General features: G+C 68.4%; 26 protein-coding genes. 10 read left to right on the forward strand and 16 right to left on the reverse strand.

The window, feature by feature from the left end:
* The first annotated feature begins 163 nt into the window (after positions 1–163).
* Genes AB1281_RS23725 through AB1281_RS23750 form a run of 6 tightly spaced genes read left to right on the forward strand, consistent with a single transcriptional unit; the run spans position 164 to position 4,393 of the window.
* Positions 164–784 (forward strand): LemA family protein, encoded by a 621-nt coding sequence (locus AB1281_RS23725; protein ID WP_014036028.1) that lies wholly within the window; start codon positions 164–166, stop codon positions 782–784.
* A 3-nt stretch (positions 785–787) separates the two neighbouring features.
* Positions 788–1,672, forward strand: coding sequence for a TPM domain-containing protein (locus tag AB1281_RS23730; RefSeq protein WP_430344810.1), 885 nt, complete (start codon positions 788–790; stop codon positions 1,670–1,672).
* The gene (locus tag AB1281_RS23735) at positions 1,672–2,166 is read left to right on the forward strand and encodes a TPM domain-containing protein (protein WP_430344811.1); all 495 of its coding nucleotides are present in this window, start codon (positions 1,672–1,674) and stop codon (positions 2,164–2,166) included. Before AB1281_RS23730 ends, AB1281_RS23735 begins: the two co-directional genes overlap by 1 nt.
* A 51-nt stretch (positions 2,167–2,217) precedes the next feature.
* A complete protein-coding gene (gene lgt, locus AB1281_RS23740) occupies positions 2,218–3,105 on the forward strand; it encodes a prolipoprotein diacylglyceryl transferase (RefSeq protein WP_164119243.1) in 888 nt (295 codons plus the stop codon).
* Entirely contained in the window at positions 3,102–3,896 is a 795-nt protein-coding gene (locus AB1281_RS23745; protein ID WP_430347209.1) for a thymidylate synthase, read from the forward strand. The genes lgt and AB1281_RS23745 overlap by 4 nt, the downstream gene beginning before the upstream one ends.
* 5 nt (positions 3,897–3,901) lie before the next feature.
* Positions 3,902–4,393, forward strand: coding sequence for a dihydrofolate reductase (locus AB1281_RS23750; RefSeq protein ID WP_197604999.1), 492 nt, complete (start codon positions 3,902–3,904; stop codon positions 4,391–4,393).
* Between the two features lie 89 nt (positions 4,394–4,482).
* On the opposite strand, the gene AB1281_RS23755 is transcribed toward AB1281_RS23750, so the two are convergent.
* The 10 genes from AB1281_RS23755 to AB1281_RS23800 all read right to left on the reverse strand — a co-directional run bounded on the left by AB1281_RS23755 (position 4,483) and on the right by AB1281_RS23800 (position 14,354).
* Positions 4,483–5,130: a DUF1287 domain-containing protein gene (locus AB1281_RS23755; protein WP_430347210.1), complete on the reverse strand. Its 648-nt coding sequence runs from the start codon at positions 5,128–5,130 to the stop codon at positions 4,483–4,485.
* A complete protein-coding gene (locus AB1281_RS23760; RefSeq protein WP_422347658.1) occupies positions 5,127–6,149 on the reverse strand; it encodes a symmetrical bis(5'-nucleosyl)-tetraphosphatase in 1,023 nt (340 codons plus the stop codon). Before AB1281_RS23760 ends, AB1281_RS23755 begins: the two co-directional genes overlap by 4 nt.
* A 15-nt stretch (positions 6,150–6,164) precedes the next feature.
* Positions 6,165–6,548: a Co2+/Mg2+ efflux protein ApaG gene (gene apaG, locus AB1281_RS23765; RefSeq protein WP_008268668.1), complete on the reverse strand. Its 384-nt coding sequence runs from the start codon at positions 6,546–6,548 to the stop codon at positions 6,165–6,167.
* Between the two features lie 13 nt (positions 6,549–6,561).
* Positions 6,562–7,365: a 16S rRNA (adenine(1518)-N(6)/adenine(1519)-N(6))-dimethyltransferase RsmA gene (gene rsmA / locus AB1281_RS23770; RefSeq protein ID WP_014036036.1), complete on the reverse strand. Its 804-nt coding sequence runs from the start codon at positions 7,363–7,365 to the stop codon at positions 6,562–6,564.
* Positions 7,362–8,342, reverse strand: coding sequence for a 4-hydroxythreonine-4-phosphate dehydrogenase PdxA (pdxA, locus tag AB1281_RS23775; RefSeq protein ID WP_119007416.1), 981 nt, complete (start codon positions 8,340–8,342; stop codon positions 7,362–7,364). Before pdxA ends, rsmA begins: the two co-directional genes overlap by 4 nt.
* 3 nt (positions 8,343–8,345) lie before the next feature.
* On the reverse strand, positions 8,346–9,692 hold the full coding sequence (locus AB1281_RS23780) for a peptidylprolyl isomerase (protein ID WP_014036038.1): 1,347 nt from the start codon (positions 9,690–9,692) through the stop codon (positions 8,346–8,348).
* Positions 9,689–12,169 carry an LPS-assembly protein LptD gene (lptD, locus tag AB1281_RS23785; RefSeq protein WP_430347211.1) on the reverse strand — a complete coding sequence of 827 codons (2,481 nt, stop codon included), beginning with the start codon at positions 12,167–12,169 and terminating at the stop codon, positions 9,689–9,691. Before lptD ends, AB1281_RS23780 begins: the two co-directional genes overlap by 4 nt.
* Positions 12,170–12,258: 89 nt before the next feature.
* Positions 12,259–13,197, reverse strand: a complete 939-nt coding sequence (locus AB1281_RS23790) for a histone deacetylase family protein (RefSeq protein ID WP_430347212.1) — start codon at positions 13,195–13,197, stop codon at positions 12,259–12,261.
* A 9-nt stretch (positions 13,198–13,206) separates the two neighbouring features.
* The gene (locus AB1281_RS23795) at positions 13,207–13,761 is read right to left on the reverse strand and encodes a cob(I)yrinic acid a,c-diamide adenosyltransferase (RefSeq protein WP_014036041.1); all 555 of its coding nucleotides are present in this window, start codon (positions 13,759–13,761) and stop codon (positions 13,207–13,209) included.
* A gap of 8 nt (positions 13,762–13,769) precedes the next feature.
* Complete coding sequence (locus AB1281_RS23800) at positions 13,770–14,354, reverse strand: hypothetical protein (RefSeq protein WP_430347213.1); 585 nt, start codon at positions 14,352–14,354, stop codon at positions 13,770–13,772.
* A gap of 109 nt (positions 14,355–14,463) precedes the next feature.
* Here AB1281_RS23800 and ubiH point away from each other — a divergent pair, with 109 nt between their 5' ends.
* Complete coding sequence (ubiH, locus tag AB1281_RS23805) at positions 14,464–15,672, forward strand: 2-octaprenyl-6-methoxyphenyl hydroxylase (RefSeq protein ID WP_430347214.1); 1,209 nt, start codon at positions 14,464–14,466, stop codon at positions 15,670–15,672.
* The gene (locus AB1281_RS23810; protein WP_430347215.1) at positions 15,669–16,850 is read left to right on the forward strand and encodes a UbiH/UbiF family hydroxylase; all 1,182 of its coding nucleotides are present in this window, start codon (positions 15,669–15,671) and stop codon (positions 16,848–16,850) included. Before ubiH ends, AB1281_RS23810 begins: the two co-directional genes overlap by 4 nt.
* A gap of 147 nt (positions 16,851–16,997) precedes the next feature.
* Here AB1281_RS23810 and AB1281_RS23815 read toward each other — a convergent pair whose 3' ends face one another.
* The 6 genes from AB1281_RS23815 to AB1281_RS23840 all read right to left on the reverse strand — a co-directional run bounded on the left by AB1281_RS23815 (position 16,998) and on the right by AB1281_RS23840 (position 22,387).
* Positions 16,998–17,396, reverse strand: coding sequence for a hypothetical protein (locus AB1281_RS23815; RefSeq protein WP_075675320.1), 399 nt, complete (start codon positions 17,394–17,396; stop codon positions 16,998–17,000).
* A gap of 64 nt (positions 17,397–17,460) precedes the next feature.
* Complete coding sequence (gene rlmM, locus AB1281_RS23820) at positions 17,461–18,528, reverse strand: 23S rRNA (cytidine(2498)-2'-O)-methyltransferase RlmM (protein ID WP_430347216.1); 1,068 nt, start codon at positions 18,526–18,528, stop codon at positions 17,461–17,463.
* Complete coding sequence (locus tag AB1281_RS23825; protein WP_004154307.1) at positions 18,512–19,072, reverse strand: nucleoside deaminase; 561 nt, start codon at positions 19,070–19,072, stop codon at positions 18,512–18,514. Before AB1281_RS23825 ends, rlmM begins: the two co-directional genes overlap by 17 nt.
* A 98-nt stretch (positions 19,073–19,170) precedes the next feature.
* Positions 19,171–19,893, reverse strand: a complete 723-nt coding sequence (locus AB1281_RS23830) for a DUF6348 family protein (RefSeq protein WP_430347217.1) — start codon at positions 19,891–19,893, stop codon at positions 19,171–19,173.
* Positions 19,894–19,941: 48 nt separating this feature from the next.
* The gene (locus AB1281_RS23835) at positions 19,942–20,595 is read right to left on the reverse strand and encodes a hypothetical protein (protein ID WP_430347218.1); all 654 of its coding nucleotides are present in this window, start codon (positions 20,593–20,595) and stop codon (positions 19,942–19,944) included.
* A gap of 43 nt (positions 20,596–20,638) precedes the next feature.
* Positions 20,639–22,387: a glutamine--tRNA ligase/YqeY domain fusion protein gene (locus tag AB1281_RS23840; protein ID WP_430347219.1), complete on the reverse strand. Its 1,749-nt coding sequence runs from the start codon at positions 22,385–22,387 to the stop codon at positions 20,639–20,641.
* Between the two features lie 198 nt (positions 22,388–22,585).
* On the opposite strand from AB1281_RS23840, the gene AB1281_RS23845 reads away from it, so the two are divergent.
* Together AB1281_RS23845 and msrA are read left to right on the forward strand one after the other, a co-directional pair.
* The gene (locus AB1281_RS23845) at positions 22,586–22,849 is read left to right on the forward strand and encodes a DUF2007 domain-containing protein (RefSeq protein WP_075675316.1); all 264 of its coding nucleotides are present in this window, start codon (positions 22,586–22,588) and stop codon (positions 22,847–22,849) included.
* A 30-nt stretch (positions 22,850–22,879) separates the two neighbouring features.
* Positions 22,880–23,545 (forward strand): peptide-methionine (S)-S-oxide reductase MsrA, encoded by a 666-nt coding sequence (gene msrA / locus AB1281_RS23850; protein WP_075676626.1) that lies wholly within the window; start codon positions 22,880–22,882, stop codon positions 23,543–23,545.
* The last annotated feature ends 224 nt before the right edge of the window (positions 23,546–23,769 follow it).

Here is a 23,769-nt window from a genome sequence, read left to right on the forward strand (position 1 = left end):
AAGCCTCCAGGGACGGATTCACGGCGTCCCCCGCCATGCCCACCCGCCCGGACTACTCAGGCGATTCGTGGGCATGGCCACCGCGGAGGGGGCGGCGCCCGATGGCCGGTCTTTCACCCGAACCATGGCATGCTCGGCGCCAAGCCCACCCGGAACCTCCGCCATGCGCCTGTTCACCCGCGTCCTGCCCCTGATGCTGTTGGCCTCCCTGCTGTCCGGCTGCGGCTACAACGCCATCCAGCAGAAGGATGAAGCGGTCAAGGCCAGCTGGTCGGAGGTCATCAACCAGTACAAGCGCCGCGCCGACCTGGTGCCCAACCTGGTGCAGACCGTGAAGGGCTTCGCCAGCCAGGAAGAGCGCGTGCTGACCGAAGTCACCAATGCCCGTTCGCGTGTCGGCCAGATCAACGTCAACGCCGACGACGAAGCCTCGCTCAAGCAGTTCCAGCAGGCCCAGGGTGAACTCGGCAGCGCGCTGTCGCGGCTGCTGGTGGTCAGCGAGAACTATCCGCAGCTGAAGTCCGACCAGAACTTCCGCGACCTGCAGGCGCAGCTGGAAGGCACCGAGAACCGCGTCACCGTCGCGCGCGGCCGCTACATCCAGCAGGTGCAGGACTACAACACCTACATCCGCTCGTTCCCGCAGGTGATCACCGCCAAGATCTTCGGTTACAAGACCAAGCCGAACTTCACCGTGGACAACGAAGCGCAGATCTCCAATGCGCCGGCGGTCGATTTCGGCAACGCGCCGCAGCAGCAGCCGGCACCGCAGCCGGGCCACTGACCGATGCGCCTGGCCACTGCGCTGCTGGCCCTGCTGCTGTGGCTGCCGCTGGCGTCGCAGGCGCAGCAGCTGGCGCCGATTCCGGCGCTGGATTCGCCGGTGGTCGACACCACCGGCACGCTGGACGCCACGCAGAAGCAGGCGCTGGTGCAGCAGGCGACTGACCTGCAGCAGCGCAAGGGCAGCCAGCTGCAGGTGCTGGTGGTGCCGACCACCCAGCCGGAGGACATCGCGCAGTACACCACGCGGGTCTTCGACCAATGGCAGATCGGCCGCAAGGGCGTGGATGACGGCGTGCTGCTGGTGGTGGCCAAGGATGACCGGCGCGTGCGCATCGAGCCGGGCTATGGTCTTGAAGGCGCCATCCCCGATGCCATCGCCAACCGGGTCATCCAGGAATACCTGGTGCCGCGTTTCCGCAGTGGCGACTACGCCGGCGGCATCACCGATGCCACGGCGGTGCTGGTCAAGCTGATCGACGGCGAAACGCTGCCGGCACCGGTCAGCGGCCATCGCGGGCGGGAACCCGGCGGTGGTGGCGATACCTGGTTCCTGGCGCTGTTCATCGGCGTGTTCGCCGGCAGCATCCTGCGCGGCGTGTTCTCGCGCGTGCCACGTCCGCTGCGCGGCCTGCTCGGCGGTGCGGGTGCGGCGCTGGCGGCGTTCCTGTTCACCTCCACGCTGCTGGCCAGTGGCCTGGCCGGCATCGTCGGCCTGATCGTGGCGATGCTCTCTGGCCACCCGGGCCGTTTCGCCGGTGGCGGCGGCTGGGGCGGCGGCAGCTGGGGCGGGGGAGGCGGTTTCGGCGGCGGCGGTGGATTCGGTGGTGGTGGCTGGGGCGGCGGTGGTGGCCGTTCCGGCGGCGGCGGTGCTTCGGGAGGCTGGTGATGATCCAACGTCTGTGTCGCCACGTGTTTTCGCCATCGGTGCGGCGCGCGTTCCCACCCGCCACGCTGCAGGCGATCACCGAGGCCATCGCGGCCGGTGAGCAGCGCCATGGCGGGCAGGTGATGTTCGCAGTGGAAGCGGACCTGCCGCTGGGTGCGCTGTGGCACAGGGTGACCCCGCGCCAGGCCGCCGAGCATGCCTTCGCGCGCCTGCGCACCTGGGATACCACCCACAACAACGGTGTACTGATCTACCTGCTGCTGGCCGATCACGCGATCGAGATCGTCGCCGACCGTGGCCTGCACGGCCGGGTCAGCCAGGCGCAGTGGCAGCGGGTCTGCACCCACCTGCGCGAGGGGCTGCGCGGGCCGAACCCGGTCGAGGCGCTGCGTGGGGCCATCGAAGAGGTCTCGACCCTGGTGGAGGGGCACTTTCCGGCCTCGATGCGGTCGGACGATGACGGCCTGCCCAACACGCCCCAGCTCCTTGGTTGAGCCGGGGCCGCACTGGCCCGAGAATAGGCGTTCAACCGCAAGGCACCTTCCATGATCTATTTCCACGACATCGACCCCATCGCCCTCTCGCTGGGGCCGATCAAGGTGCATTGGTACGGCATCATGTACCTGCTCGGCTTCACTGCGGCCTGGCTGCTGGGCCGCAAGCGCATCGCCGACGGGCGCCTGCCGGGCGTCGATGCCAACGGCTTCTCCGACCTGCTGTTCTACGCCATGCTCGGCGTGGTGCTGGGCGGGCGCATCGGCTACATGCTGTTCTACGCGCTGGGCGATTTCCTGCACAACCCGCTGCTGCTGTTCAAGGTATGGGACGGCGGCATGAGCTTCCACGGCGGCCTGCTGGGCGTGATCGCCGCCTGTTGGTGGTGGTCGCGCAAGCACAAGCTGCATTTCTTCGACACCATGGATTTCATGGCGCCGCTGGTGCCGCTGGGCCTGGGCTTCGGCCGTATCGGCAACTTCATCGGTGCCGAGCTGTGGGGCAAGTACACCGACGGTACCTGGGGCGTGGTGTTCCCGTCCGGCCTGCCGGCCCCGCTGAACCAGCTCGACCACGCAACGCTGCAGGCGCAGTTCGCGACCGGCGCGCTGAATCAGTTCGCCCGCCATCCCTCCCAGCTGTATGAAGCGTTCCTGGAAGGCCTGGTGATGTTCGTGGTGCTGTGGACGGTGTCGGCCAAGCCGCGTCATCGCTATCTGGTCGGTGGCCTGTTCGCGCTGATGTACGGCCTGTTCCGCTTCGCCGTCGAGTTCGTGCGCATGCCCGACAACGGCGTCTACGTGGCCTTCGACTGGCTGACCCGTGGCCAGATCCTCAGCCTGCCGCTGATCGCCTTCGGCCTGGTGCTGCTGGTGATGTCGCGTCGTGCGCCGGTACTGCAGCCGCAGCTGCCGGTGGCTGCCGAGGGCAAGGCATGAAGCCCTACCTGGACCTGCTCTCGCACGTGCTGGAACACGGTGCGGAGAAGAGCGATCGCACCGGTACCGGCACCCGCAGCGTGTTCGGCTGGCAGATGCGCTTCGACCTCAACGAAGGCTTCCCGCTGGTCACCACCAAGAAGCTGCACCTGCGCTCGATCATCCACGAGCTGCTGTGGTTCCTGAAGGGCGACACCAACATCGGCTACCTGAAGGACAACCAGGTTCGGATCTGGGACGAGTGGGCCGACGAGAACGGCGACCTCGGCCCGGTCTACGGCAAGCAGTGGCGCAGCTGGGCCACCGCCGACGGCGGCGAGATCGACCAGATGCAGTGGCTGGTGGACGAGATCAGGCGCAACCCCGATTCGCGCCGGCTGGTGGTCAGCGCCTGGAACGTGGGCGAGCTTTCGCAGATGGCGCTGATGCCGTGCCACAACCTGTTCCAGTTCTACGTGGTGGACGGCAAGCTCAGCTGCCAGCTCTACCAGCGCAGCGGCGACATCTTCCTCGGCGTGCCGTTCAACATCGCCAGCTACGCGCTGCTGACCCACATGGTGGCGCAGGCCACCGGGCTGGGCGTGGGCGACTTCGTGCATACGCTGGGTGACGCGCACCTGTACTCGAACCACTTCGAGCAGGCCCGCGAGCAGTTGTCGCGTGAGCCGCGCGCGCTGCCGAAGCTGTGGTTGAACCCGGAGGTGACCGACCTGTTCGGCTTCCAGTTCGACGACATCCGCATCGACGGCTACGACCCGCACCCGGCCATCAAGGCGCCGGTGGCGGTGTGAGCGCAATGAAGCTCTCGATGATCGTGGCGCTGGACCGCAACCGCGGCATCGGCCAGGGCAATGCCATGCCCTGGCACCTGCCGGACGACTTCAAGCACTTCAAGGCGCTGACCCTCGGCAAGCCGATCCTGATGGGGCGCAAGACCGCCGAATCGATCGGCCGCGTGCTGCCGGGGCGGACCAACCTGGTGCTGACCCGCAGCGGCCAGGTGCCGTTCGAGGGCATGCGCGCGGTGGCGTCGCTGGACGAGGCGAAGGCGATTGCCGAAGGCGAGGGCGCCAGCGAGCTGTGCATCATCGGCGGCGGCGAGATCTTCCGCCAGCTGCTCGACCAGGCCAGCGATCTGTACCTGACCTGGGTCGATGCCGAAGTCCCCGCTGACACGCATTTCCCCGAAGTGGATGCGCAGGACTGGCAGGAAGTGAGCAGCGAGCCGCACCCGGCCGACGAACGCCATGCGTACGCGTTCCGCTTCGTGCACTACGTGCGCCGCTGATCGCAACGCACCTGTAGAGCCGAGCCATGCTCGGCGGCTTTCCGCGGACACATCCCATAGCCGAGCATGGCTCGGCGCTACAGGATTGCCTACGGCATCCGGTAATGCCCGATGATCGCGTGCTGGAACAGCAGGTTCTCTTCGCGGGTGCCGCGCGCGATGTTGTGCAGCACCAGCGGCGTGCCATCGGCCAGCTGCCGGTCGGAGACGATGCCCACGTGCAGCAGGCCGTTGCCGTTGAGCTTCCAGGCAACGATGTCACCGGCCGCATAGTCGGTGGCGAGGGCGGTGATCGGTTGCTGCCAGCCCTGCCGTTCGAACCAGCGCATCAGGTTCGGTACACGACGATGATCGATGTTGCGGTCAGGCCGTGACAGGCCCCAGATCGCCGGATAGGCACTGAAGTTGCCGCGCATGTCCTCGTGCACGCGTGCCTGCAGGTCCAGGCCTTGGCTGCGCAGGGCGCGCACCACCACGTCGGTGCACACGCCGCGATCCAGTGGCACGTCGCCGCCGGGATAGGCCAGCACCTGGTAGGCGGGATCGTAACGGGTGGTGACGCCGATCTGCGCGCGCGCTGCGGCCACCAGTGGCGGCGAAGGGGCCTGCGGCTGCGTCGGCGCATGTGCAGCACTATCCGCAGCGGTGGAAGCAGGCGGCGAGCCGGGCTGGCAGCCGCTGGCCAGGGCCAGCGTCAGCAGCAGCACCGTCCATGGTGCCCAGCCGCGCCGCGTCATGCCTGCGGCGGGGTGCTGTTGTTGTTGCCGCCACCCGTGCCACCGCCACCGCCACCACGACGGCGACGACGGCGCGGGCCACGGTTGCCCGGGTTGGCAGCAGCGGCGTTGCCACCGCCCTGTTCCTTGCCCTGCGCCGCAGCGGCGGGGCGCTCGTGTGCCGGTCGCGCCGGCGGGCGGGCGTTGGGCACCGGTGCCGGTACATCGCGGCCCGGCACCTGCACCACGCGCAGCTCGTCGGTGTCGAGCTGGATCGCCGTCAGCTTGCCGCCCCACACCGCGCCGGTGTCGATGGCGTGCACGCCCTGGGTGATGGTCAGGCCCAGCGCCGACCAGTGGCCGCAGACGACCTTGAGGTCGCGCTCGACCCGGCCCGGCACTTCGAACCAGGGATACAGCCCCTGTTCCTGCGTGCCCGGCGTGCCCTTGTCCTCGATGCCGATGCGCCCCCGCGGGGTGCAGTAGCGCATGCGGGTGAGCACGTTGATGATCGCGCGCGAGCGGTCGTAGCCGGACAGGTTCGGGGCCCAGCTCGGCTTGTCGCCGTACATGTTGCGGAACAGCTTGCGGTAGCCGGCGCCGTGCAGCTGCACCTCGACCTCGGCGGCATGCTTCTCGGCCATCTGCGTGGTCCACTTCGGCGCCAGGCCGGCGTGCACCATCATCCAGCCCAGCTCGCGGTCCACGTGCACCAGCTTCTGCAGGCGCAACCAGTCCAGCAGTTCGTCGCGGTCCTCGGCCTGCACGATGCGCAGCAGGTCCGGGTTGACCTTGCGCTGTTCCTCTTCGGTGCGTGCACCGACGGCCAGCAGCGAAAGATCATGGTTGCCCAGCACCACCACGCTGTGCTCGCGCAGCGAATGCACCAGCCGCAGCGTTTCCAGCGACTGGCCGCCGCGATTGACCAGGTCGCCACAGAACCACAGGGTGTCCTGCGCCGGGTCGAAGCGGATCTTCTCCAGCAATCGCTGGGTGACGTCATAGCAGCCCTGCAGGTCGCCGATCGCCCACACACTCATCGTTCGGCCTCCGTGTCAGTGCAGGGTACGCGGGACGGCCAGCACGAACGGTGCGACCGGCGCGGCAAATTCGGTGCCATCGTCGGCGACCATGTCGTAGTGCCCCTGCATGGTCCCGTGATCGGTCCCCAGCATGACACCGGACGTGTAACGGAAGTCTTCACCGGGGCGCAGCCGCGGCTGCTCGCCGATCACCCCGTCGCCATCGACATGCTCGACACGGCCATTGGCATCGGTGATGCGCCAGTGGCGTGCGACCAGGCGTGCCGCGACCCGCCCCTGGTTGTGGATGCGGATCGTGTAGGCGAACGCAAAGCGACCGTCTTCCGGCGCGGATTGATCGTCGAGGAAGCGCGGCGCGACTTCGACGGAGATGGCATAAACGTCAGCGTCTTCCATACCGGCAGTGTAATCAGGAGGCATTGGCCAAAGCGATGAATTCGGCCACGTCCAGCTGTTCGGCGCGGGCATCGGGACGCACGCCGGCGGCGATGAACTGCTCGGCGGACACCACGTTGTTCAGGGCATTGCGCAGGGTCTTGCGGCGCTGCCCGAAGGCGGCCTTGACCACTTCGGCAAAGCGCTTGTGGTCGTTGATGTTGATCGAGGCCGGGTCACGCGGCACCAGCCGCACCACGGCCGAATCGACCTTCGGCGGCGGCCGGAACGCGCCCGGCGGCACCACGAACAGCGAGGTCACCTGGCAGTAGGCCTGCAGCATCACGCTGAGGCGGCCATACACCTTGCTGCCGGGCCCGGCGGCCATGCGGTCGACCACTTCCTTCTGCAGCATGAAGTGCATGTCGCGGATGACCGCAGCATGCTCCAGCGCATGGAACAGGATCGGCGAGGAGATGTTGTAGGGCAGGTTGCCGACCAGGCGGATCGGCTGGCCGGCGGCCAGTTCGGTGAAGTCCACGCGCAGCACATCGCGATGGACGATGGTCAGCTCGCCCAGCGGCTCGGCGGCGGCGGTCAGCGGCGCGATCAGGTCGCGGTCGAACTCGATCACCGTCAGCTTCGGGTGCACGCGCAGCAGCGGCAGCGTGATCGCGCCCTGGCCGGGGCCGATCTCGACCAGGCGGTCGCCGTCTTTCGGATTGACCGCCATCACGATCTTGTCGATGTAGTGGCGGTCGGCCAGGAAATGCTGGCCAAGCTGCTTCTTGGCCGGTGCGGTGAACACCGGGCCGGAGGGGGAATGCGGGGAATTCATGCGCCCAGTGTACGTTGCCGCGCAAGCTGCGCACACAGCGTCGTTGCCGCCTGCAGGCTGGAGGGATCGGCGATGCCGCGGCCGGCCAGGTCCAGCGCGGTGCCATGGTCCACCGCCACGCGCGGGTAGGGCAGGCCCAGGGTCAGGTTCACCGCCTGTTCGAAGCCGGAATACTTCAGTACCGGCAGGCCCTGGTCGTGGTACATCGCCAGCACGGTGTCGAAGCCGGCCAGCTTGGCGGGCAGGAAGGCGGTATCGGCCGGCAGCGGCCCGACCAGGTCCATGCCCTCCGCGCGCAGGCGCTGCAGCAGCGGGATGACCAGATCCAGTTCTTCGCGGCCCAGGTGGCCGTCTTCGCCGGCGTGCGGGTTCAGGCCGAGCACGGCGATGCGCGGCGCAGCCAGGCCGAACTCACGGCGCAGTGCGGCATGCACGGTGCGCAGCGTGTGCTCCAGGCCGGGAGCGGTGATCGCATCGGCCACCTCGCGCAGCGGCAGGTGGGTGGTGGCCAGGGCCACGCGCACGATGTGGTTGGCCAGCATCATCACCACCTTTACCCCGGCCTGGTCGGCCAGCAGTTCAGTGGTGCCGCTGTAGGCGATGCCGCCTTCGTTGATGACCGCCTTGTGCACCGGGCCGGTCACCACGCCGTGCAGTTCGCCGGACAGGCAGGCCTGGCCGGCGCCGAGCAGGGCACCGATGACCGCGCCGGCATTGGCCGGATCGGCCTGGCCGAAGCGGCTGGGCGCGGCGTTGCGGACGGCACGCAGGCGCAGATCGCCGGGGACGCGGGCTTCGGCGTCCTCGGGCAGCAGTTGCAGGGGCAGGTTCAGCGCGGCCGCGGCCGCGTGCAGGGTGTCCGGATCGGCGAAGGCCAGCAGCCGGCAATCTTCACGCGGCTGCTGGACGAGGCGGACACACAGCTCCGGGCCGATCCCGGCGGGCTCGCCCGGTACCAGAGCGAGCTCGGGGCGCATCGGTCAGGACTGCGGCGGGGTGGCGGTGTTTTCCGCGCGGTCGCCACTGCGGAAGCTGACGTAGGCTTCGCCACGCAGTTCCTGCAGGAAGCGGTTGTACTCGTCTTCCAGCTTGCGGCGGCCGATGGTCTCGCGGACCTGGGCACGCTGGTTGTCGGTGGTCACGTCGGTCTGGCGGGTCGCCACGCGCTGCACGATGTGCCAACCGGCATCGGTGCGGAACGGCTGGCTGACGCCACCGTCCTGGAGGCCTTCCACCTGCTGGCCGAAGGCCGGACCGAACGCGTCGGCCGGGAACCAGCCCAGGTCACCGCCCTGGCCCTTGCTGTTGTTGTCCTCGGAGGACTCCTTGGCAACGGTCTGGAACTCGGCACCACCAGCAATGCGGGCACGCAGGGTGTCGATCTTGGCCTTGGCGGCGGCGTCGGTCTGGTGATCGTCCACGCGCACCAGGATGTGGCGGCCGTGGAACTCGGTGACCGTGTGCTCGCCGGCGGCGGCGGAGCTGCTGTCACGCACTTCCACCAGCTTCAGCAACTGGAAGCCGCTCGGGCCACGGATCGGGCCGACCACTTCGCCCGGCTTCATCTTTTCCATCATCTGGGCGAAGGCCTGCGGGATTTCATCCAGGCTGCGCCAGCCCAGGTCGCCGCCTTCCAGTGCATTCGGGCTGTCCGAATAGCGCACGGCCGCCGCGTTGAAGTCCAGCTCGCCCTTGTCCAGCAGGGCCTTCACACCATCGGCCTTCTTCTGGCCGGTGGCGATCTGGTCGGCGTTGGCGCCGTCGGGCAGGGCGATCAGGATGTGCGCCAGGTGGTACTGGTTGCCCACCGTGGCCTGCTGCTTCAGCGCGGCGTCGACTTCACCCTCGCTGACGCTGATGCGGCTCTGCGCGAAGCTCTGGCGCAGGCGCTGCACGGTGATCTCGTCACGCACCGAAGCACGGAAATCGTTGAAGTCGATGCCGTCATGGGCCAGGCGCTGGCGCAGGGCATCCAGGTTCGAACCATTCTGCTGGGCGATGGAATTCATCGCCTGGTTCAGCTCCTGGTCGCTGACACGGATGCCGCTGCCCTGGGCGCGGGCCACCTGCAGCTTGACCAGCACCAGGCGTTCGAGCACCTGGCGGCTGAGCACGTCTTCCGGCGGCAGCTGGTTTTCACGGCCGGCGTACTGCGCCTTGATGTTGGCGATCGCACGCTGGAGCTCGCTCTGCAGGATCACGTCCTCATCGACGACGGCGGCGATGCGGTCAAGCGGCTGCGCCTCCTGGGCAAGCACCTGCAGGGGGGCGGACACGCTGGACACCGCCAGCAGCGAGGCGAGAAGAACGGGGAAGCGCTTGGTCATGGGATCAGGTTCGGATCGTAGTCATCCCGGGTCGCCCCGGTGTTGCTCGGCGGCACGAGATAGAGGTCGTCGCGGTTGTAGCCGAGGATAGCACGGCGCAGGGTGCGGTCCGTGTCCTGCCCCAGGGAGCTCAGGCCCTTGAGCACGAACTCCAGCTGGATGGCGTTGTTCATCTCGCCTTCGCGGTTGCGGACGTAGCGGCGGCCGACCACACGCACGGCCAGGCAGCAGCTGTCCCACTGGACGCCGGCGATGATTTCCAGCGGTTCCTTGTCCTGCAGCGAGTAGTAGTAGCGGCCGACCAGGCTCCAGCGCGCATTCAGCGGATACAGGAACGACAGGTCGGCCTGTTCCAGCAGCGTCCGGTCATGCTTGTTGGCGGTGGCCGGGGCGCCGGAGTTGATGCGGTAGCGGTAGCTGAGGTTGATCACGCCATCGTTGGGCATCAGGTAGCGGGCACGGACGCTGGCCAGATCCTCGCGCTTGTACTTCGGGTCCCACTGGTAGGTGGCGCCCAGGGTCCAGCGGTCGTTGATCATGTAGTTGCCGTCGGCGATCCAGGCCGACTTGCCCTTTTCCACCGGCGCGCCGCCCGGGGTGACGGTCACCCGCGATTCGTCGAAGTACTGGATCTGGCCGATCGAGGCCGAGAAGCGTTCCTTGCCGGTGGTCTGGTCTATGAAGCGGGTACCCAGTGCCAGGGTCAGCTGGTTGGCATCGTTCTGGCGATCGGCGCCGGTATAGCGCGAGTCGCGGAACAGCTGGCCCCAGCTGAAAGTGAAGTCACGGGTATCGAAGATCGGCAGGTCGTCCTGGTTGCGGTAGGGCGTGCGCAGGTAGAACAGGCGCGGCTCCAGCGTATGCAGGAACGACTTGCCACCGATGGTGGTCTCGCGATCGAAGAACAGGCCGGCGTCGATGCTGCCGATCGGCAGGCTGCGGCTGGGCGATTTGTTGCCGCGCAGCTGCTCCGGCGTGGCCGTGTTCGGGTCGATGCCCTGCGAAACCAGCACGTTGCGGCGGACGCTGTCGGCCAGGCCCTGGTCCAGGTCGTAGCCGGTGTAGCGGTAGGCCAGGGTCGGGGTGACGTACCAGGCCGCGCCGCTGATCGGGAACGACACATACGGCTTCACGTCCAGGCGCGAGCCGCCGTACATGCGCAGGGTCTGGCCATTGCGCGTGTACTGCAGGTCCGGGCCGGCACTGGCGTCGTACTTGTAGTTGATGTCGTCGTGGGTGAAGCGCACGGCTTCGGCGTAGATGCCGGTTTCCAGCCACGGCAGGACCGGCTTGTCCCAGTTGAAGTACAGGCGCGGCTGGCGGTTGTAGGGCAGCGCGCTTTCATTGAGCGTGTAGTCGGTCAGCTGCCAGCGGTCGGCCATGATGCCGGCCGTCCAGTTCTTGCCGGTGCCGTACAGGCCCACGGTGCTCTGCAGGTTCGAGGCGGTCACGCCGACCAGGCGGTTGGCGAAGTCTTCGACATAGCGCTCGTCGCTGACCCAGGCCAGGTTGGCGCGGGCCTGCCAGTGGCTGTCCACGTTGTGGTAACCGCTGAACATCACCCGGCCGCGGTCGCGGTCGCGCAGCTTGTCGTTGGGGATGTAGGCGGTCAGCAGCTCGCCGCGGCCGCCGTTGTAGAGGTAGCGGAACTCGTTGTCGAGCATCAGGCCGCGCCGGCTCATGTAGCGCGGCATCAGCGTGTCGTCGTAGTTCGGCGCCAGGTTCAGGTAGATCGGCTGGGTGTAGTCGAAGCCGTTGCGGCCGGACATGCCCAGCTGTGGGAACAGCAGGCCGGTCTTGCGGCGGTCGTCGATCGGGAACTTGAAGTACGGCGCCCACAGCACCGGCACCTTGCCGATGCGCAGCACGGCGTTGCGGGCGGTACCGAAGCCTTCGTCGTTGTCCACTTCGATCTGCGGCGCCGACAGCTTCCACACCGGCTGCGACGGGTCGCAGGTGGTGTAGGTGGAGCGGTGCATCTGGCCGACCGCGCCCTGCAGGTCGACCGATTCGGCATCGCCGTTGCCGCGGCGCGACACCAACTGGTACTTGATGTCGGTGATCTTGTGGGTGTCGCTTTCCTGGTTGCCCTCGGCGCGCTTGGCGACCATGCGGATCGAGGAGTCCTGGTAGCGGACATTGCCGTCGGCGATGTAGTTGCCGGTCTCGGTATCGAAGCTGAGCTTGTCGGTGCCGACGAACTGGTCGCCGCGGCGCAGGGCCACGTTGCCTTCGTACTGCGGCACGGTGGTGGTGCCCAGCAGCTGGTCGCCCTCGATGTCGGTCGGCTGCTGCTCGCGCGCGGCGCTGGCGGCGGCCTTGTCCTGCCCCGGGACCGGAACAGGGGCATCGGTGAACGCGGGAATCACGTCGGTAGCCGGGCACAGGCCCCAGTTGAGCGGCTTTTCATCGGCCATTGCCGGCAGGCAGATGGCGATGCTCAGAGGCAGGGGAAGCAGGCGGAGGGCTCGGCGCACGCGGTTCGGATTCGGGCGAAAACGGACGGTAGCTTGCCCCATCCCTTGCATAGGGGCAATGAAGGGCGTCGGATCCTGCCGGTTCGGGTTCATCCGGAGACGTTGCCTGGAGGGGCCGTCATCAGGGCCCGGACATGGGCCACGCTGCACTCGGCAAGGGCCTGCAGGTCATAGCCGCCTTCCAGCATCGAGACCACCCGGCCGGCCGCATGGCGGCGCGCCAGCGCATGCAGTTCGCGGGTGATCCAGGCGAAATCGTCGGTTTCCAGCATCAGGTCGGCCTGCGGGTCGCGCAGGTGGGCATCGAAGCCGGCCGAGATCAGCAGCAGCTGCGGCCGGAAGTCGTCGATGGCCGGCAGCATCTCGTCGGCCCACACATTACGGAAGCGGAAACCGCCACTGCCGGGTGGCAGCAGGATGTTCATCAGGTTGCCGGCACCGCGGTCGCGGCGCAGGCCCGAGTTGGGGAACAGCCCGGCCTGGTGGGTGCTGTAGTACGAGACCCGGGCGTCGTGCTGGAAGATGTCCTGGGTGCCGTTGCCATGGTGGACATCGAAATCGACCACCGCGATGCGCTCCAGCCCATGACGGTCACGGGCGTAGGCGGCGGCGATGGCGATGTTGTTGAGCAGGCAGAAGCCCATCGCGGTGCTGCTGGTGGCGTGGTGGCCCGGCGGCCGCACCGCGCAGAACGCCAGCGGGTCTTCGCCCAGCATCACCGCATCTACCGCCGCCACGCCGGCGCCGGCGGCATGCACGGCGGCACTGGCCGAGCCGGGCGAGGTCCAGGTGTCCATGTCCAGCTGGCGCAGCGGCACGGTCTGCGGCTGCAGCACGAAGTCGAGCAGGGCACTGTCGTGGACCCGGGTCAGTTCGCCGAACTTGGCCGGCGGCGCCTCGCGCCAGTCCAGCTGGCCGGGGAATGCGGCGTGCAGGGCATCCAGCACATGTTGCAGGCGCTGCGGGCACTCCGGATGGCCGGGGCCGGGGTCATGCAGCAGGCAGGACGGATGGGTGAAGACCAGCATCGTGCCGACTCAGCGCTGGCGCTGCTGTGGCTGCCACAGCGCTTCGCCGTGGCCATCGGCACGGGCCAGCACCCGGGCCAGCACGAACAGCAGGTCCGACAGCCGGTTGAGGTACTGCAGCGCCTCGCTGCGCACGGCCTCGTGGCGGGCCAGGGTGACCGTCTCGCGCTCGGCGCGGCGGACGATGGTGCGGGCCAGGTGGCAGCGTGCGGCGGCCTCGCCCCCGGCCGGCAGGATGAATTCCTTCAACATCGGCAGGCTGGCGTTGTAGTGGTCCAGCTGCTGTTCCAGCGCCGAGACATCGGCGGCGTGGATCGCGGCGTGGCCGGGGATGCACAGTTCGGCGCCCAGGTCGAACAGCTGGTGCTGCAGATGCACCACCAGCGCGCGGACATCCTCGGGCAGCGCCGTGGCCAGCAGCAGGCCGAGCGCGGCATTGGCTTCGTCGACGGTACCGTAGGACGCCACGCGGGCGTCGTCCTTGGCCACGCGCTGGCCGTCGCCAAGGCCGGTACTGCCGTCGTCGCCGGTGCGGGTGTAGATGCGCGAGAGGCGATGACCCATGGCGCGGCTCAGTGGCGGATGTCGCGGCGGGCCTGCTGGAGCTTCAGTACCTGCTCCACGGCCAGCTGCAGGGCGGCGCCGAGCGCCACGTAGATCGCGGTGGTGCGCAGGTACGGCCCGAACCACTGTGCGTAGTTCTGTGCCCAGCCGGCCAGCGTCGGTTCGGCCACGTTGCGGCTGGTCCAGTAGAAGCCGCCCTGCGCCAGCAGGTGGCAGACCGCCACCGAGGCCACCAGCAGCAGTGCGCCCTTGGCCAGCACCGGCCAGCGTGCCCCCTGGTAGTTGCGGCCCAGCAGCATGCCGCCGGCCCACAGCGAGAAGTAGGCCGGCAGCAGCAGCCAGTAGCCCGGCGACACGCAGTAGTGCTGCCAGAAATCCAGGCCGCTGCTGCGGATCACGATCCAGTCCACCAGCACCGCGAACAGCATCAGCAGCGGGAACGCCCAGCGGGTCCAGCCGGCCAGGTAGAAGCCACCGATGAAGAACACCGCCCAGGAGGCATCGGGGATCGCCGCGAAGTGGTTGACCCGGGTCGCCGCCAGCAACAGCACGAGTACGGACAGGACGAAGGCACGGTTGGCGGTGGCGGACATGGCAGCGGGCCCGGAGCGGATTCAGGTTTCATTCTAGCCCGCCACGCCGGTTGGCGCAGGTCGGGGGGCGTTGGGTGTTCGGGCGGGGCGAGCGCGTATCATGAACACCATGAGTGAACGACATGACGTGCTGATCGTCGGTGGCGGCCTGGTCGGTGCCAGCCTGGCCATCGCCCTGGACCGGCTGGGCCGCGATGTGGGCCTGCTCGAAGCCAGCCCGGCCGGCGAGCTGCCGGCGGTGTTCGACCAGCGCAACCTCAGTTTCGCCGCGGCCACCGTCAACGCGCTGACCGCGCTGGGGGTCATGCAGAAGCTGGCGATGGCGCCGGGCCCGATCCGTCGCATCCACGTCAGCCGCGCCGGTGATTTCGGCCGCGTGCAGCTGGAGGCGGCCGACTACGACCGGCCGTGGTTCGGCCAGGTGGTGGTGGCGCGTGACTTCGGCCAGGCGCTGGAAGCGCGCCTGCAGGAGCTGCCGCAGCTGCGCCGTTACCGGCCGATGCGGTTCCTGGGCCTGGGCGAGGTGGTTGACGGCTACCGCCAGGTGCGGGTGGCCGACGAGGCCGGCGAGCGCGTGCTGCTGGCACGGCTGGTGGTCGGTGCCGATGGCACGACCAGCGGTGTGCGCGGCGCACTGGGCATCGAGGTCGACCGGCATGATTTCCAGCAGACCCTGTTCGTGGCCCGCGTGCGCAGCCAGCGCGCGCCGGATGGCATGGCCTGGGAGCGCTTCACCGATACCGGCCCGACCGCCCTGCTGCCGCGCGGCGACCGCCACTTCGGCACCGTGCATGGCGTGGCGCGCGACCAGGCCGATGCGGTGATGGCGCTGGACGACGCGGCCTGGCTGCAGCGGCTGCAGGATGCGATCGGCTGGCGTGCCGGCCGCCTGCTCGAATCCGGTCCGCGCAGCGCGTACCCGCTCATCCAGGTGCTGGCGCGCGCGCTGGCCGGTGAACGCACGGTGCTGCTGGGCAATGCCGCGCAGACCATCCATCCGCTGGGTGCGCAGGGCTTCAACCTGGGCCTGCGCGATGCGCTGACCCTGGCCGAGCTGCTGGAGGATGCGCATGAGGATGCCGGCAGCGATGCGCTGCTGCAGGCCTATGTCGCGCGCCGCGAGGAAGACCGCCGGCAGACGGTGGCGTTCTCGGGTGGCCTGGCACGCCTGACCAGCAATCCGGCACCGCTGATGCGGCCGCTGCGCAGCCTTGGCCTGGTGGCCGCACAACGCGCCTCGGTGCAGTCGATGCTGGTCGGTGGTGCGATGGGCTTCCGTGGTGAAGTGCCGCGCCTGTGCCGTGGAGAAGCCGCATGAGCCGGCGCACGCGCCTGGACGTGGCCATTGTCGGCGGCGGCGTGGTCGGTGCCGCCTGTGCGCTGGCGCTGGCCGATGCCGGTCTGTCGGTTGCGCTGGTGGAGGGCCGTGAACCGGCACCGTGGCAGGCCGCGCAGCCGGACCTGCGGGTGTTCGCCTTCGCCGCCGACAACGTACAGTTGTTGAACCGCCTGGGTGTATGGCCGGCCATCGCGCAGGCCCGCGCGTGGCCCTACCGGCGCATGCAGGTATGGGATGCGGCCGGTGGCGAGGATCTGTTGTTCGACGCTGACCGCTTCGGTCGGCGTGAGCTGGGCTACATCGTCGAGAACGGCCTGCTGCAGGATCGCCTGTGGTCGGCGCTGCCGGCGGCGGGCGTGCAGCTGCATTGCCCGGCACGGGTGGAAGCGCTGGAGCAGGACGAGGACGGCGTGCGCCTGCGGCTGGACGACGGGCGCCGCCTGGAAGCGGCGCTGGCCGTGGCGGCCGACGGCGCCGAATCGACCCTGCGCCAGCTGGCCGGGATCGAGGTCGAGCGGCATGACTACCACCAGCGTGGCGTGGTGGCCTACGTGGACAGTGAGCTGCCGAACCAGGCCACGGCCTGGCAGCGCTTCCTGCCGACCGGGCCGCTGGCGTTGCTGCCGGTGGCCGAGCGCCGCAGTTCGATCGTCTGGACCCTGCCCGAAGACGAAGCGGCGCGCGTGCTGGCGTTGGACGAAGATGCGTTCAACCGCGAACTGACCCGCGCCTTCGCTGCGCGCCTGGGCGAACTGCGGCTGGCGTCACCGCGTGCGGCCTTCCCGCTGCGTCGCCAACTGGCCCGTCACTACGTGGCCGGCCGCGTGCTGGCGCTGGGTGATGCCGCGCATGTGGTGCATCCGCTGGCCGGGCAGGGCGTGAACCTGGGCCTGCGCGATGTCGCCGCCCTGCAGCAGTGGCTGGCGCCGTCGGCCGAACGCCGCGGCCAGCCGCGGCTGTCGCCGCAGCGCCTGCAGCGCTGGGCACGCGAACGGCGCAGCGACAACCAGATCGCCGCCTACAGCTTTGATGCGATCAACCGCCTGTTCTCCAACGACGAAATGCACCTGACCCTGGCCCGCGGCCGCGCGCTGGGCTGCGTCGGCAGATGGCCGCCGCTGGTGCAGGCGTTCTGGAAGCGCGCCGCCGGCGTCTGACACAAAAAGGGGACGGAGGGGATTAAGTCGTATGTGCACATACGACTTAATCCCCTCCGTCCCCTTTTTCAGTTCCAAAGCGGGCTGCGCTACCGGCGTTGATTCAGTAGATCCACGCCATGCGTGGATGAGGATCGCGACGGCGGATCAATCAACCAGCCAACCGGCCAGGTCGGCACGGTCCAGCTTGCCGCGGTGCCTGCGGTCCAGTGAATTGAATTCATCGGCCAGTGCCGGGTTGGCCTGTGCTTCCTGGCGGCTGATGAAGCCATCGCCGTTCACGTCGAGGTCGCTGAAGCGGATGCGGTACTGGCCGATCACGCTGCTCGGCTCCAGCGAGCGAACGGTGACGTGTGCTTCGCCGGCGGGCTGCGGAATCTCGACACTGCCGGTGACCTGGCCGGCGCCCAGCGGCTGCTGGCGGATGGCGCCGCCGGTCGGGCCCAGCGGCTGGCTCTGCGCCGGCGTGGACGGGCCGTGCTGGGCCATGGCCGGCACGGTTGCCAGCAGGGCGGCCAACAGCAGGGCGGAACGCGGAATGTTCATGACAGGCTCCTTGCCAGAGGGTACCGGGAGCGTACTCCCGGCAACCTGTGCCGCCGATGACGGGTCAGCGCAGCGGCGAAGCCAGTACGGTGATCTCTTCACGATCGTGATAGAGCTGCTTGGCGCGGACCATCAGTGGCTTGCCGGCCTGGTCCTGGAACAGGTCCAGGCACAACCGGGTCTCGTCCCAGCGCTTCTTCATCGGCAGTTTCAGATTGAAGATCGCGTGCCGGCACCAGCCCTCGCGGAACCAGGTGGCCATGCGTTCGGCCACGCGGCGAGGCTGCTCGACCATGTCGCAGACCATCCAGTCCAGCGGCTGTTCCGGGTGCCAGTGGAAGCCATCGGCGCGCAGGTGCTCGACCAGGCCGGTGTCCAGCACGTGCTGGCGCAACGGGCCGTTGTCGATGCTCAGCACGTGCATGTGCTGGCGGGTCAGTACCCAGGTCCAGCCGCCCGGTGCGGCGCCGAGGTCGGCCGCGCGCATGCCTGGCCTGGCCAGCGTCTCGCGCTCTTCCGGGGTCAGCAGGGTCAGCAACGCTTCGTCCAGCTTCAGCGCTGAACGCGAAGGTGCTTCGGGCAGCAGCTTCAGGCGTGGGATGCCCAGTGCCCACGGCGCGCTGTCGGCCGGGTCGGCCACGCAGACGAAGGCGTGGGTGCCGTCGACAAACACCACGTGCAGGCGCGGCAGGCGATTGTTTGGCTTGTCAGTGAGCTTGCCGGCCTTGCGCAGCGCCGGGCGCAGCGCGTTGCCGAAGGCGCGCGCCAGACCGGACAGCGGCTTGCCGGCGTCCGAATCGGGGTGCTCCACCCACAGGTCGCCGAAGCGCGGCGCATCGGCCAGCACCTCCAGCATCGGGGTGATGCGGTCGGCCGGGTCCAGCTGCGGCAGCTCGGCCAGCACCACCAGCTTCTGCCGCGCGAAGATCAGCTCGCGCCAGCGCAGGCGCGGCGCCAGGGCGGCGGCTTCGTCGCACATGAAAAGCACGTAGCCGTCATTGCGCTGGGTGCGCGCGTAGCCGGCGAAACCGGCTTCACCGGCGCGGAACTGCAGTTCGCCGGCCAGCTCGGGCTCGAAGCCCTGCCGGCACAGGCACAGCAAGCCGATGCCGGCCTCAGTAACGGGCGCCATCGCTTTCCCCATAGGCACGCAGCACGCTGCGTGCGGCGTCGCGGTTCAGGCCCTGCACCACTTCGATGCCGCGCTTGTTGAGTTCGCCCACCCAGTCGGCCGGCAGCGGGCCTTCATCGAACGGGGTCAGTTCCTCGACGTCGGCCGAGTTGGCACCGATCAGCAGGCGGTCGATGCCGGCCCACACGGTGGCGCCGTAGCACTGGCAGCACGGCTGCGAGCTGGTGGCCAGGGTGACCGGCGACAGCACTGCGTTCAGGCGCGGCGTCTGCAGGCGCTGCTGGGCCAGCATGTAGGCCATGTTCTCGGCGTGCGCCAGCGAGGTCGCGTGCGGCATCACCCGGTTCACGCCGGCGGCGATGACCTTGTCATCCGGGCCGAACACCACCGCGCCGAAAGGGCCGCCACTGGCGTGTTCGACATTCAGCCGCGACAGCTCGATCGCCAGCGCGACCTTGGCCTCATCGCCCGGATATCGACGATCCAGGTCGATCTGGTCGTGGATCCAGGCGGGAAGGGTCAGGTGGACTTGCGCGTACAGCATCGCGGGGGTGCCTCGTAATGGGATGGAAGAAGGTGCGGTTGCTTGGGAAACCGGCGCGCAGTGTAGCTGCACCGGCCTGTATCGGGTGTGGCGGTGGGTCAGTCCGGCGAGCCGGTGCGGATCACCACGTACTGCTTGCGGAACTCGAGCCCGGCCTGCGGCCAGCTGGCGGCATAGGCGCGCAGCAGGGGCAGGGCGGCGGCAAAGTCGTGACCGTTGACCCGGCAATCGGCCTCGCACAGGCCGTCGGCATCGCGCGAGGCGAACAGGCGGATGGCGAGGAACTGGCGGGCTTTCAGCAGCTCATCGAAGGCCTCCATGCTGCGCGTGAACAGGCAGCAGGGGCAGGAGCCGTGGTCGTCCTCGCTGCAGGTGGATGCATCCACTTCCTGCGCACGGTAGTGCGCCAACGGCCCCAGCACCACGGTGCGCTGATGTTCCTCGCCATCGTCACCGGCCGGATAGGTCAGGCCCATCATCGGCAGGCCCTGTGCATCTTCGGCGCCGATCGCGGTCTGCAGGGTCGCCAGGTCCACCCGCACCCAGGCCTGGAAGCCGGACAACAGCGACGCCTGCTCATCGGCACCGTTGGCGTGCTGGTACTCGAACAGGCCATCGGCGAACAACACCGGATGTTGGGCCTCGATGACGGTGGAGGTCTGCCAGCCGCCGTTGTCGCGCGCGTGCGCGGCCATCGCATGCGGGGTCAGGCGCAGGCCGCTGTCCAGCAGCAGCGCGCCACCGTCGGCGCGGCTGGCGATGCCGGCGTCCTGCAGGACCTGCTGCAGCAGCGGGAGGAGGGCGGTGGAGGTCGTGGTCATGTCAGGCCTGTGGATGGATGGGGCGGAACATCCAGGCAGGGCCTGGAACTAGCGCTCGAGCGCGTCGAGTTCGGCGCGATATCGCTGCGCGTCGGATTGCTGCTGCGGGTCGCTGCCATGATCGCGCAGCCAGGTTTCCAGTTCGCGGCGATAGTCCGCGCGGAAATCGGCATTGCCCGGGCTGAAATGCAGCTTGCGCGCCGCCACCTCCACGCGCTCGCGCGCACTGGCCCGGGCCTGCGCGATGCCGTGCGGCGATTCGTTGGTGAGGATGACGAAGTTGCGCGGGAAGCCCGGCGTGTACTTCACCACGAATGGCTGGTTCTGCGCCGGGATGCGGATGGCGTTTTCCAGCGGCCACAGCGAGGCGGTGTTGGTGTGGAACACCACTTCCACATCGCGCCCTTCGGCCGTGCGAAGCACCGCCTCGTAGCGCCAGATGGACTGCTCGTTGAGCGTGGAGCTGGTTTCCTCGGCCTTGACGATCACCGCTTCACCGCGCTCGCCCACCACGTTGAGGAAAGCGGCGTTGAGGAAGTGGCCGAGGAAGATGTTGAGCATCGCCAGCGGGAACACCACGATGGCGTAGCCCGGAAAGCGCCGCCACCACGAGACAAGACCGGCCAGCACCATCGCTGCAAAGAACGTCAGCAGCGGATGCTGCGAGATGAACCAGAGCAGGGCGGAGAGGACGGTGATCATCGTCGGATTCGTGCGGGCGCCTTCCCGGCGCCCGCGCAGGTCCTCAGGCCGACCAGGTGTCGCGCAGGGTCACGCTGCGGTTGAACACCGGCTTGGCCTCGGTGTGGTCGCGGCGGTCGGCGACGAAGTAGCCGGTGCGCTCGAACTGGAACGACTGCTCCGGGGCGGCGCTGGCCGCGGCCGGCTCGACATAGCCGGTGACGGTGCGGCGCGATTCCGGATTGAGGTAATCACGGTAGGTCTTGCCTTCCGATTCGTCGTCCGGGTTCGGCACCGAGAACAGGCGGTCGTACAGGCGGATCTCGGCCGGCACGCCATGTACGGCGCTGACCCAGTGGATGGTGCCCTTGACCTTGCGGTTGGCGCCTTCCATGCCCGGACGCGATTCCGGATCCAGCCAGCCGCGCAGCTCGGTGATGGTGCCGTCGGCGTCCTTGATCACTTCGTCGCAGCGGATGATGCCGGCGCCGCGCAGGCGCACTTCGCCACCCGGCACCAGGCGCTTCCAGCCCTTCGGCGGCACTTCTGCGAAGTCCTCGCGGTCGATCCACACTTCACGTGCGAACGGCACTTCGCGGCTGCCGAAGCTCTCGTCCTTCGGGTGGTTGCTGAAGGTCAGCTGTTCTTCGTGGCCTTCCGGCAGGTTGGTCAGCACCAGCTTGACCGGGTCGACCACGGCCATGCGGCGCGGTGCGGCGCTGTCCAGGTCTTCGCGCAGCGCGCCTTCCAGCACGCTGAAATCGATCAGCGAATTCTGCTTGCTGATGCCCACGCGCTCGGCGAACAGGCGCATCGCGGCCGGGGTGTAGCCACGGCGGCGCAGGCCCTGCAGGGTCGGCATGCGCGGGTCTTCCCAGCCGTCCACCAGCTGTTCGGTGACCAGCGCCATCAGCTTGCGCTTGCTCATCACCGTGTAGTTGATGTTCAGGCGCGAGAACTCGATCTGGCGCGGCTTGGCCGCTTCGCGCGGCAGGCCGGCGTCGACCAGCGGCTGGGTCAGCGCGTCGTCGTGGGCGAAATCGACGTTGTCCACGCACCAGTCGTACAGCGGGCGATGGTCTTCGAATTCCAGCGTGCACAGCGAGTGGGTGATGCCTTCGATGGAGTCGCCCAGCGCATGCGCGAAGTCGTACATCGGGTAGATCGGCCACGCGTTGCCGGTGTTCTGGTGCTCGACGTGCTTGATGCGGTACAGCGCCGGATCGCGCAGGTTGATGTTGCCACTGGCCATGTCGATCTTCGCGCGCAGGGTGCGCGCGCCATCCGGGAATTCACCGGCGCGCATGCGGCGCAACAGGTCGAGGTTTTCCTCGACGCTGCGGTCGCGCCACGGCGACGGGCGGCCCGGCTCGGTCAGGGTGCCGCGGTAGGCGCGCACTTCCTCGGCCGACAGGTCGCAGACATAGGCCTTGCCCTGTTCGATCAGTTTCTCGGCGGCCAGGTAATAGGTCTGGAAGTAATCCGAAGCGTGGCGCAGCTCGTTCCAGCTGAAGCCCAGCCAGCGCACGTCGTCCTGGATCGCGGCGACGTATTCCGGATCTTCCTTGGCCGGGTTGGTGTCGTCGAAGCGCAGGTTGCAGACGCCGCTGAACTCAACGGCGATGCCGAAGTTCAGGCAGATCGACTTGGCATGACCGATGTGCAGGTAGCCGTTCGGCTCCGGCGGGAAACGGGTCTTGATCGCCTGGTGCTTTCCGCTGGCCAGGTCCTCGCGCACGATCTGGCGGATGAAATCGCGCTTTTCGTGGCTGTCGGCGGGGGTCTCGGGGCTGGCGGGGGTGTGCTCGGACATAAGTCGGCGAAGAGAAAGGCAGAAAGACCAACAGTTTAGCGCGTAAGGGGCGGGGTTGCCTGGCGGGGTGTGGGAATGCCGGCCAGCGGCCGACACTACCAACTCCGCTTCCGGTAGTGCCGGCCGCTGGCCGGCGAGCACAGCGCCACCATTCAGTCCCGGGGCGTATGCTGGATCCCTGTCCCACGGAGCCGCCGCATGCACATCGTGTACAAGGCCGACAACCTGTTCGACGCCCACTTGGTCAAGCACGCGCTGGAAAACGCCGGCATCCCGGCCTTCGTGTTCGGCGAGCAGCTGCTGGGCGGGATGGGCGAGCTGCCGTTGTTCGGCGTGCTGCGGGTCGGCATCCCCGACGCGGCGCGGCCGCAGGCAGAGGAGATCATCGCGGCGCTGGACTTGGGCCAGGCCGCCGCCGACCCCATTTCCGATGCAGACGACATAGCCGGCCTTCCGGCGTAGGAGCGCATCATGTTGGGAATTGGCCAGGGCATCCTCGGCATCGGCGCCTTCAAGCAGCGCCTGCCGCGCCCGGAAGAAGCACTGGCGGGGCGCGAGCAACCGCTGCCGCTGCACAGCAACCAGCACTTCGTGAACAGCCATCCGCTGAAGGACCGTTTCGCCGGCCTGCAGCAGATCCGCTTCGCGCTGGGCTGCTTCTGGGGCGCCGAGCGCAAGTTCTGGACCGAACCGGGCGTGTACAGCACCTCGGTCGGCTATGCCGGCGGCATCACCCCGAATCCGACCTATGAAGAGGTCTGCTCGGGGCTGACCGGCCACACCGAAGTGGTGCAGGTGGTGTTCGACCCGGCGGTGGTGAGCCTGGAGCGGCTGCTGCAGCTGTTCTGGGAAAGCCACGACCCGACCCAGGGCATGCGCCAGGGCAACGACACCGGCACCCAGTACCGTTCGGCGATCCACGCCACCGACGAGGCACAGTACGCCGCTGCGCTGGCCAGCCGCGAGGCCTACCAGGCGCAGCTGGATGCGGCTGGCTACGGGCCGATCACCACCGAGATCGTGTACCCGGCACCGGCGTACTACTACGCCGAGGACTATCACCAGCAGTACCTGGCGAAGAACCCGAACGGCTACTGCGGCATCGGCGGCACCGGCGTGAGCTGCCCCATCGGGTTGGATGTGGAGGCGCCGCGCTGACGCGCGGTGGTCCGCCTGCGGCGGGCAGAAGCTGAAAGCAACTGCCAAAGCCAAAGCGGCTCTGGGTTGTTGTGAGTTGAGCGGGACGGGTGCAGATGGCGGGACACGCCGTAAACCCGTCCTTGGGGGCTCGGCCACGGCATCCATGCCGTGGACGGTCCCGCCATCTGCACCCGTCCCGCCTCCGATCATTTCCCGGTGACGGTGGGCAAGAGCATGGGTTA

Origin of the sequence: Stenotrophomonas sp. NRRL B-14846 (assembly GCF_050473585.1) — a bacterium.
In the GTDB taxonomy this organism is placed as follows: Bacteria; Pseudomonadota; Gammaproteobacteria; order Xanthomonadales; family Xanthomonadaceae; genus Stenotrophomonas.